Below are 10,480 nucleotides of genomic sequence, written 5' to 3' on the forward strand. Positions count from 1 at the left end.
ACGGTCATTCTCTGTAATTTCGCCATCATGCTTGTCAGTTTGTAAATAATAAACTGTCAACCTATATCAGGACAAGACACTACTCTCTTACCCTTTACACCTTACACCTTCCCCCTTTAAGCTATAACCTCCTTACTTTACCGGATCCCGAAGTGCTGGCATTTACACTTTTCACGCTACCGGCGTAGCGGACGGATCCGGAGCCGCTTATTTTGGCATTAAGCTCTTGATTGGTAAAAATATAGGCATCGCCCGAGCCGCTTATATGTACGTTTGTGTTATTGGCGGTTAATTTGGCACCGTTGAATTTTCCAGATCCACTGATTCGGATATCGTTGTTCTCGGTAGAGCCCTGCACATCGATCTGTCCGGAACCACTAACGGAGGCGGCAAAGTCTTTTACCTTGGCGGTGCAAGTGATATTGCCTGATCCGCTTACTTTGGTGTTCAGTTCGGACGAGGTAATCGGATTGGCCACTTCAATTTTGCCTGAACCGCTCTGCGATAGCCCGGTCAGTTGCTTCGCCGTAATATATACCGATACCCGGCCGGTATTCATTGAAAACAACTTCAGGTTTTTTTTCATACGGATTTTTAGTGCTCCTTGCTCTACTACCGTTTCAATCTGCTGCAGCACATCCGGATCGCCCTCTAGCTCGAGCGACTCGGTACTTCCTATTTTAACAAATACATGAAAGCTGCCATTATTCTGTATGCTGTTAAAGCCGCTTACATCCCGACTCTCCTTGTCAAGCCGGTTTAACAATGTTGCGTGCGCAATGCCCATACACATAAAGGGCAGTAATATGGTCAGCCATCCGAGCGATCCTAGTAACTTTTTCATTTGCGTAATTTATTTAAATGTGAGATTGTTTTAAAGTAGGGAGCTGCCCCCACGTTTTTGCATCCAAGCAGCTTTGTTATAATAGCTAGGTTGGATTTCGAATCTGTCGTGTCCAAGGCCTATCTTAATTCCACTGCACCATCCAGATTCCAACCAAGCTTTTATAATAAGACGCACAAGGTAGGAAAACGTTGCATTTTTTTTATCTTTATTTCCATGAGCGCTTTTTGCCCATAAGAGCAATTTATTTAAGTTTGCGTCAAAACAAATATTGTATCTTTTTACTTTATACAGATAAAGTAAGTGCCTTAACCAGCTTATGTTTACAACCCATCATTCACCTGGATATACCGAAACAAAGAATAGGTTGTCTCCATAGAGAAGATGTAAGCGTCTTGGCTGATTTTGATAGACGTACAAGAGAAAGAATGGAAATTAAAAAGGTAGATACCCCTTCGCTGGCAAAAGTTTTTTTGGAGATGCCTTTATCCTTATACGCTGCCGATAAAAACTATATACGACCTTTAGACGATGATGTGGAGAATGTATTCAATCCACAAAAAAACGGACTGTTTTCAATTGGAGATTGCTGTCGGTGGTTGTTGTTTGATGACAACGGCACGGTGATTGGGCGTATTGCGGCTTTTTTTGACCAAGTAACCGCTAAAAACTATGCACAGCCAACCGGGGGCTGTGGTTTTTTTGAATGCATCAATGATGAAAAGGCCGCTTTCCAATTGTTTGACACGGCAAAAGGATGGCTAATGGAGCGGGGAATGGAAGCGATGGACGGCCCTATCAATTTCGGAAGTCGGGAACGCTGGTGGGGACTGTTGGTGGATGGTTTTGTGCAGCCCTGTTATTGCAGTAACTACAATCCGCCGTATTACCAAAGGCTTTTTGAAGCATACGGCTTCCAGGTATATTTTAAGCAGTATACCTACCGTCGACTAACTGATGAGAAAATTGAAGATCGGTACGCTGCAAAGGCCAAACGAATTCTGGGTATGAAGGGTTACCATTTTGATTACATAAAGCGAAATGAATTGGCGCGCGCTGCCCAGCAGTTCAGAACGGTCTACAATCAAGCTTGGGTCAACCATGACGGCATCGGTGAAATGACGGAGATGCAGGCAAATAAACTGATGAAGGATCTGAAATCCATCATCGATCCGATAGGCTTATGGTTTGCTTATTACGAAGGGGAGGCCGTTGGCTTTTTTATCAGTATTCCGGATGTAAACCAGCTTGTCGTTAAGTATGTGAAAGGGAAAGTCGGGTTAAAGGGATTGCTGATCCTCCTGTGGAATAAATGGTTTAAACGTTGCAAGACGTTGTTTGGTATTGTTTTCGGCGTGGTGCCGGCACATCAACGTAAAGGGGTTGAAGTTGGTTTAGTAATGGAATCTGCCCGGGTGATTGTAGGTAAAAAAGCGAAGACGGGCTATGAGGAGTTGCAAATGAACTGGATAGGCGACTTTAACCCGAAGATGATGAATTTAGCACAACAGATAGGGGCGCGCGTTTACAAAACCCATCATACCTATCGGTACCTTTTTGATCGTACAAAGCCCTTCGAGCGCCATCCGGTTCTTTAGTTGTCAGTTGCCGGTTGCCGGTTGTCAGTTGCCGGTTGTCAGTTGCCGGTTAGCTATGGCCTACGGCCTAACGCTTATAGCTTTATACAATTTCAAGAGAAGCGAAGGATTTTGATAAATTATTAATAAGTTTGTAATTAGCTAATAAGAAAAACAAAAAAGAAAAGAAATGAAGAAAGTATTTATCGTGCCGGCTCTTGCGGCGGCATTGTTTTTAGCAGCTTGTGGAGGTGGAGAAAACAACAGTACTAGCCACGAACATGAAGAAACAGCTGCTTCGAGTACACCTGCTGAAACTCCGGCGGCGAGCGTTCCTGGTATAGAAAATGTACAGGTTACCAGCCACATTGAGCTTCAGGCTTCTGACGATATGCGATTCGATAAAGATTTGTTTAAGGTAAAAGCTGGAGAAAAGGTGAAGCTGACATTAAAGAACGTTGGTGAACAGCCGATTGAGTCAATGGGACACAATGCGGTTGTGTTGGATCAAGGGACAGATGTTGCTGCTTTTGGCGGCGAAGCTTTCAAAGCGAAGGATGATGAATACATTCCTTCAACTTTTGCTTCTTCTATCATCGCGCACACCAAACTTTTAGGCCCCGGTCAAACCGACGAAATCGAATTTACACTACCTAAAGCAGGCGTGTACGAATTTATCTGTAGTTTTCCCGGGCATTGGGGAACAATGCAGGGCAAAATCGTAGCGGAATAAAAAGCTAAAGAATAATCGAACAGCCCTGTAAGGATCATCTTTGCAGGGCTTTTTCTTTCTATAGCCAAAAAGAAAGTCAATTTTATTTAAGTTTTATCATTCAAATCGCGCTTTTGTAAGGAATTAGCTTTGAGAATTTTTACCTTTGACTATCGATCACGTTTGACATCATATCTTTGAGTATAAAGGATGGAATCGATAGCTGTTTCTGTAAATTGATAAGAAAATAAATATATCCATGCAATACGACGTCGTAGTAATAGGCAGCGGACCTGGAGGCTATGTAGCCGCGATCCGTTGTGGCCAACTAGGGTTAAAGACCGCCATCATTGAGAAATATAGTTCGTTAGGGGGAACCTGCTTAAATGTAGGATGTATCCCTTCGAAAGCACTGCTCGACTCGAGCGAACATTATCACAATGCGAATAAACATTTTGCGGAACACGGTATCAACTTAAGCAATTTAAAGGTTGATCTGAAACAAATGGTGAAACGTAAAAATGGCGTAGTAGAGCAAACAACGGATGGTATTACCTTCCTGATGAAAAAAAACAAGGTAACTACTTATCAAGGTGTCGGCTCTTTTGTTGATAAAAATACGATCAAAATTACCAAAGACGACCAATCAACAGAAGAGATCACTACAAAAAATGTAATTATCGCGACCGGTTCAAAGCCTGCTTCTTTGCCGTTCCTAACGATTGACAAAAAGAGAATCATCACGTCAACGGAAGCTTTAAACCTTACGGAAGTGCCTAAACACCTCGTATTGATCGGTGGCGGTGTGATCGGTTTAGAGCTTGGTTCAGTATATGCGCGTTTGGGCGCTAAAGTGACGGTTATTGAATACCTTGATTCTATTATCCCGACGATGGATAAAGGGTTAGGTAAAGAATTGCAGAAGTCGCTGAAAGGCCTAGGCTTCGAATTTTTGCTGAGCCATAAAGTTACCGGTGCGAGCGTAAAGGGAAAAACGGTAACAGTAACTGCCGAAGATGCAAAAGGAAATCCGGTGACCGTTGAAGGCGACTATTGTTTGGTGGCGGTAGGACGTACCGCTTATACCGAGGGCCTTAACCTGGAAGCTGTAGGCATTAAGTTGGAAGAAAGGGGTAAAAAGGTTCCTGTGAATGAACATTTAGAAACACCGGTAGCAGGTATTTATGCAATAGGTGATGTTATTCGCGGTGCCATGCTTGCACACAAGGCAGAAGAGGAAGGCGTTTATGTAGCAGAATTAATCGCAGGACAAAAACCGCATATTAATTATAATCTTATTCCCGGCGTTGTATACACTTGGCCCGAGGTTGCCAGTGTGGGCGCTACGGAAGAGCAGCTGAAGAAGGACGGCGTAAAGTATAAAGCCGGCTCTTTTCCGTTCAAAGCAAGTGGAAGAGCGCGTGCCAGCATGGATCTCGAAGGTTTTGTTAAAGTGTTGGCTGATGCCAGTACCGACGAAATTCTCGGCGTTCATATGATTGGACCGCGGGCAGCCGATATGATCGCAGAAGCCGTTGTGGCAATGGAATACCGCGCTTCCGCTGAGGATATCGCACGTATTTGCCATGCGCATCCTACCTTCACGGAGTCATTTAAAGAAGCTGCTTTAGCCGCTACAGGTAATAGAGCTATTCACATTTAATAGGTAAAAGGCGTAGGGTGTAAGGTTTACGGTAAATGGCACCATCGCCTTATACCTTACGCCTTATGCCTCATGCCTTTATCCTTATACCTTACGCTTTAACACATGAATTTTCATACACGGAAATGGGTAAAACCCGAAGATTTGAATCCGAACGGAACGCTGTTTGGCGGCACGTTGTTGCGGTGGATCGATGAAGAAGCGGTTATTTATGCGATTGTACAATTGGGAAATTCCAAAGTAGTTACAAAGTTCATCTCGGAGATCAACTTCGTGAGTTCAGCAACAGCAGGCGATATCATAGAATTGGGGATCCAGGCTACGCATTTCGGAAACACGTCTATTACACTCACCTGTGAAGTACGGAACAAAATCACCAGGAAGAGTATTCTCACCATCGATAAGCTGGTGTTCGTAAATCTCGATGAGAGCGGAAATCCTGCCCCTCATGGAAAAACGGAAATTACATACGCTTTTGCGGGCGACCGGCCTTAACGGTCGCCATCTCTGCAAAGCAATATCCGATCTCAGGTTATATACGAATCAAAAGGTCAATAAACCAGCTGATCGTTAATCATCCTATTGTTGTATTGTTGATTGAAGGCCTTTAAGGTGTTTTCCAACTTCCTCGCTGTATCTGCTTGCAGCTTGAGTAGGTTGTGCTTCGTGAACCAAGACGACGCGTTAACCCGTCTTAACCCCGTCTTGATGATTGCTTATACCCTTAATGTGTTTCTGACTGCAGTTTCTTTTCGACAAAAAATGGAGCAAAGGGTAATAGAGAGGCAACGAAAAACACGATCACCCTTCCAAATTTCCAACTATACTCGGTCCAGCATTGGATCAGCGCAAATACATAGGCGATGAAGAGAACGCCGTGTAGCCAGCCCATGTACTTGACAGCCAGGGGAAAATCGGCCCAATACTTCAAAGGCATGGCTATAAATACCAATAGAATAAAAGAAATTCCTTCGAAAAGCGCTATTTTTTGAAATCTGCGAACCGTATTTTTATTAACTGCTGTACCTGCCGACATTTGTGTATGTTAGTTTTTTGTTAAGCTAGAGGCAAAGGTAGGATATGTAGCAGTTGATTGTTAGTTCTTTATCGAGGTTTTACTTATTTATGACGACTGGTCGTATAGGCGGAAGCAAAGAGGACGTCGATTAACATATAGATGCTTCGACTCCCCTTCACCAAGCCCGGGCACTGTGCCGCTTTAATGGTTACTTTCGTATTCTTTTACGTCTTTGTGCTCATATTCCGCCACCATGAGATCTTCTATCGGTGTGCCCTTTTTATCCCATCCGAAGCGATGGAGTATATTATCGGCAACCTGATAAACGACCGGAACGATAATCAGGGTGAGGAACAGCGAACTGATTAAGCCGCCGATGATGACCCAAGCCAACCCGTTTTTCCACTCTGAACCTGCACTGGCGGCGAGGGCAATGGGAAGCATCCCGATTACCATGGCTATGGTAGTCATCAAAATGGGGCGTAAACGTGCATGATTGGCGTAGATTAAAGCCTGCCGTGTACTGTTGCCTTCTGCTTTCATTTGGTTTGTAAAGTCGACCAGGATGATGGCATTTTTGGCAACCAGACCTATAAGCATAATCAGCCCTAAAATGGTAAAGATGTTCAGTGAATTATTGGTCAAAGCCAAGGCTAACAAAGCTCCGATTACGGAAAGTGGGATGGAGAACATCACGACTAAGGGATAGATAAAGCTGTCATATAAGGCAACCATAATGAAATAAACTAACAGTACGGATACCATGAGCGCTATACCCAGCGAGCCAAAACCTTCCTCTTGATTTTCCATATCGCCGCCCCAGACGTAATTCACGCCGGTGGGCCGAGGCAGCTGTTGCATTTTTTCTTCAAATTCTTGGATCACCGTTCCAGACGGGCGACCTACCGCCTGTGACTGAACCTTAACCGAGGTGCTCTTATCCCTGCGTTCAAGCTGACTCGGTCCTGACCCTTCTTTTACTTCCGCAAACTGTGAGAGTTTGATCAACTTACCATCTTTATTCGAAAAAGAAAGGTTCTTTACGTCGTCTATATTTTTGCGGTCGTAATCTCCAAAGCGGATATTGATGTCATATTCATATTCGCCTTGGCGGTATTTTCCGTCGGTATTGCCGTTGAATGCCGTTTGCATGGTTCCTCCGACACTTTGGAGAGACAAGCCGAGCGCCGTCATCTTATCGCGATCTACCTCCACGGTAATTTCCGGATTGCCACTTTCTACTGATAATTTTGTTTCGGCAGCACCCGGCACCTCAGCTAATAAGGCGCGTGCTTTCTCTGCATAAGCCAACACGCTGTCTAGGTCCGAGCCGGTTACAACCATCTCAATAGGTGCTTGTTCGGCCATCCCTAAAATACTTACCGGTACGGTTTTAACCTTTGCACCTACCAGTAAATGTTCGATTTCTCCTTTCAGCTTGGCGGCGTAGATGTTGGAGGCATCGCTCCGTTGGTCTTTAGGTACCAGCCTCACGGTAATTTCTGCTTTATAGGCGGTTGACTGATCGGCGCCTAAGTTGTCGCTCGACTGACCAACTGTGGTAATTAGCGAAACAATTTCTTTTTTGTTTGTTAGATAATCTTCCGCCTTACGAGTCATTTGATTGGTCTGTTCAATGGAAGCATCTTTGGGGAGCTCTATCTGTACCAAAAATTCACCTCTGTCTCCCTGCGCAAAGAATTCCGCTCCGATAAAGCCGCCGAAAGTCAATCCGCATGAAGAGACCAGCAGGAGTGATACGGTCACCAAGGTAATGGCTTTATGATCGAGCGCCCAGTTTAATACGTCCGTAACCCAGTTCGTAAAACGATGCAGCTGTTTTTCGAACCAGAGTACGAAGCGTCCGATAAGAGTTCGGTTCGAGATGCGTTCCAGCTTGCCAAAACGCGAGGTAAGTAAAGGGACAATCGAGAAAGAAGCGAGCAAACTTAACAAGGTTGATATCATAACCACCACACAGAACTCTCTTAGAATATCAGACACCAGGCCCGTACTGATCGATATGGGCAAAAATACCACGACAATAACCATGGTGATAGAAACTACGGTAAAGCCGATCTCTTTCGTCGCATCGTAGGAGGCCCTCACTTTGTTTTTACCCATCTCCATGTGCCTATAAATATTTTCGATTACCACGATGGCATCATCGACGAGAATGCCGACAACCAGGGATAAGCCCAGTAAAGACATGAGGTTTAATGTAAAGCCAAAGAGCTCCATGCCGATAAAGGTGGCAATTAAAGAGGCCGGTATGGCTACCATAACGATCACCGCGTTCCGTAAGCTGTGTAAGAAAAAGAGCATGACAACGGCTACCAGAAGAATCGCTAAAAAAAGGTCGTGTACAACCGCATCGGCAGATTCAAGGGTATATTCGGAAGTATCATTTGCGACCTGTATTTTTAAGTTCTCTTTTGTATAGTCGGCCTCGAGGCGGTCGATAATCGCGCGCACGCCTTCGCTCACCTTCACGGCATTAGCGTCGGAGGTTTTAATGATCTGAAGGATGATGGCGCTGCTTCGGTCTACGCGAGCGATCTTCTCAACATCCTTTTGGGCGTCCTGTACGTCCGCCAAGTCCTGCAGCCGTATTTGGGCGCCGTCACTGGCCGTGCTGACCACCAAACTTCTGAGTTCCTCGACAGATCGGTACTTACCGGCTAACCGGATAATGATGTCTTGATTTCGCGTTTTAACACTTCCGGTGGGAAAATCGAGATTCGAACTTAAGATAATCTGTTGGACGTCCAGTGCCGACAAGTTATAAGCCTCCAATTTGGCAGCATTTAGGTTTACCTGGATTTCCCGTTCTTGTCCGCCCACCAAATTTACCTGTGCTACGCCGTTTACGCGTGAGACAATAGGTTGGATGCGTTTGTCTATCAAGTCAAAAAATTCCGCATCATCTATATTAGCAGTGGCGGAGAGGGTAACAATCGGTAAGTCGTCCAAAGAGAACTTCGCTAAGGAAGGGGTTTCGGCATCATCGGGTAAATCCGATAATACGGCATTCACTTTGCGTTGCGCATCATTGATTGCGTAATCGACGTCTGCATCGCTGGTTAAGGTAATGGTGATAACCGACAGACTTTCAAAAGAAGTCGCTTCCAGCTTCTTGATGTTCTCCATGGAAGAAACGGCGTCTTCCAGTTTCTTGGTGACCGTATTTTCGACTTCGTTTGGAGAAGCACCAGGGTAGATGGTTGAAATTGATACAACGCCCGGACTAAACTTAGGAAGCATTTCGTAGTTCAACGAAAGGTAACTTATAATTCCCAGCAAAGTTAGCGCTGTAAATACTACGATAACAATTGAAGGGCGCTTTATAGATATTTCAGCAATTTTCATGGTGGATAAATTGTTTTTAAAAGGCAATGAAGCCCTGCCTACCGCAGGCAGGTTACATGACTTATTTCATTTCTTTTCATGATGGGTAAGTCATGTAGATTTCATTTGAATAATTTATTTTTAAAGCAATTACTTAGCGCTTTCCTCTTTTTGCGCATTCTCGGTTGCTTGTGGCTTTACTTCCGTGCCGTCAACCAGATTTATTTGACCGCTCGTAATAACGGTCTCGCCCTCTTCCAGTCCGTCTATAATTTCCACCTGTTCTCCTAAAATTCTGCCTGCAGTTACTTTCCGTAAGCGAGCGATATTCCCATTTTGCAGTACAAATATTTCATTGCTGCTTACGCTTCCTATAAAGGCGCTTCGCGGTATAACAATGGTGGGTTGCTGTTCCGGCAGATCAAAAGTAGCGGTACCGTACATACCTGCTTTCAGTACTTGGCCGCCTGTATTTGCTACTTCTATTTCCACTGGGTAATTCAAGGTATTATCGGCTTTAGCCGCGATGAAGGAAATCTTTCCGGTAAATTTTTTGTCTGGAAACACTGTTGTTGTAATGGTAACCGGGTCGCCTACTTTTAAGTTTACCACTTGTGATTCGTTTGCATTAACTAGTAATTTCAAACGGGAAACATCAACAATATCGAAAAGCTGTGTGCCGGGCGACACGTAAGTGCCTACCTCGATATTGCGCTTGTTGATAATACCGGATATAGGGGCCTTAATAAAAGCATCGGCCAGTCTACGTTTCGCTTGTTGCAGTTTATTTTCTGCATTACGTACATTCAGATTGATCTCATCGAGCTGCGCTTTGGTAACCCCTCCGGTTTTGAAAGAACTTTCGTAGCGCTGCTGGTCGGTCTTTAATTTCGTCAGCGCATCTTCAGCAGCTTCTAGATCCAGCGTGAGGTATTCGTCGTCTATCCGAGCTAATACTTGTCCGCGATTAACCGGTGTTCCTTCATTGACCAAAATTCGGGTAACCCGACCGCTATTTTCGGCTAATAAACTCAAATCTTGCCAGGCTGCGAAGTTTCCATTGGCTGAAAAATCGAGGTTGATGGCCGATTTTGCGGCAGAGGTGGTACGGACGACAACAGCGCCAGTGCCCTTTGCAACAATATCCGTTTTGGCCTGGTTCTCCTTTTTGTTATTAGTCAATACCCAGGCGATTACCGCCAAGATACCGAGGACAATAAGTAGCGTAAAAATGATTCTTTTCATATACTCTAATAAATTACAAGTTTCTAGGCCACTATTTTTTCGGAGCCGTTTACATTTTTGTTAATTTCTCTTG

General features: G+C 44.5%; 8 protein-coding genes. 4 read left to right on the plus strand and 4 right to left on the minus strand.

Annotated elements, in window-relative coordinates; genetic code table 11:
• Window positions 1-121 precede the first annotated feature (121 nt).
• The gene (locus EPX21_RS17110; protein ID WP_134090909.1) at window positions 122-844 is read right to left on the minus strand and encodes a head GIN domain-containing protein; all 723 of its coding nucleotides are present in this window, start codon (window positions 842-844) and stop codon (window positions 122-124) included.
• Between the two features lie 428 nt (window positions 845-1,272).
• Between EPX21_RS17110 and EPX21_RS17115 the strand changes: the two genes are divergently transcribed.
• The 4 genes from EPX21_RS17115 to EPX21_RS17130 all read left to right on the plus strand — a co-directional run bounded on the left by EPX21_RS17115 (window position 1,273) and on the right by EPX21_RS17130 (window position 5,291).
• Window positions 1,273-2,442, plus strand: a complete 1,170-nt coding sequence (locus tag EPX21_RS17115; protein WP_134090910.1) for a hypothetical protein — start codon at window positions 1,273-1,275, stop codon at window positions 2,440-2,442.
• Between the two features lie 169 nt (window positions 2,443-2,611).
• Window positions 2,612-3,154, plus strand: coding sequence for a plastocyanin/azurin family copper-binding protein (locus EPX21_RS17120; protein ID WP_134090911.1), 543 nt, complete (start codon window positions 2,612-2,614; stop codon window positions 3,152-3,154).
• A 238-nt stretch (window positions 3,155-3,392) separates the two neighbouring features.
• Window positions 3,393-4,796: a dihydrolipoyl dehydrogenase gene (gene lpdA, locus EPX21_RS17125; protein WP_134090912.1), complete on the plus strand. Its 1,404-nt coding sequence runs from the start codon at window positions 3,393-3,395 to the stop codon at window positions 4,794-4,796.
• Window positions 4,797-4,901: 105 nt separating this feature from the next.
• Entirely contained in the window at window positions 4,902-5,291 is a 390-nt protein-coding gene (locus EPX21_RS17130; RefSeq protein WP_134090913.1) for an acyl-CoA thioesterase, read from the plus strand.
• A gap of 229 nt (window positions 5,292-5,520) precedes the next feature.
• On the opposite strand, the gene EPX21_RS17135 is transcribed toward EPX21_RS17130, so the two are convergent.
• The 3 genes from EPX21_RS17135 to EPX21_RS17145 all read right to left on the minus strand — a co-directional run bounded on the left by EPX21_RS17135 (window position 5,521) and on the right by EPX21_RS17145 (window position 10,407).
• Complete coding sequence (locus tag EPX21_RS17135) at window positions 5,521-5,832, minus strand: DUF3817 domain-containing protein (protein ID WP_134090914.1); 312 nt, start codon at window positions 5,830-5,832, stop codon at window positions 5,521-5,523.
• Window positions 5,833-6,015: 183 nt separating this feature from the next.
• Window positions 6,016-9,183, minus strand: coding sequence for an efflux RND transporter permease subunit (locus EPX21_RS17140; RefSeq protein WP_134090915.1), 3,168 nt, complete (start codon window positions 9,181-9,183; stop codon window positions 6,016-6,018).
• A gap of 129 nt (window positions 9,184-9,312) precedes the next feature.
• Window positions 9,313-10,407: an efflux RND transporter periplasmic adaptor subunit gene (locus tag EPX21_RS17145; protein ID WP_134090916.1), complete on the minus strand. Its 1,095-nt coding sequence runs from the start codon at window positions 10,405-10,407 to the stop codon at window positions 9,313-9,315.
• Window positions 10,408-10,480 lie beyond the last annotated feature (73 nt).

This window comes from Olivibacter sp. XZL3 (genome assembly GCF_004368405.1).
Classification (GTDB): Bacteria; Bacteroidota; Bacteroidia; order Sphingobacteriales; family Sphingobacteriaceae; genus Olivibacter.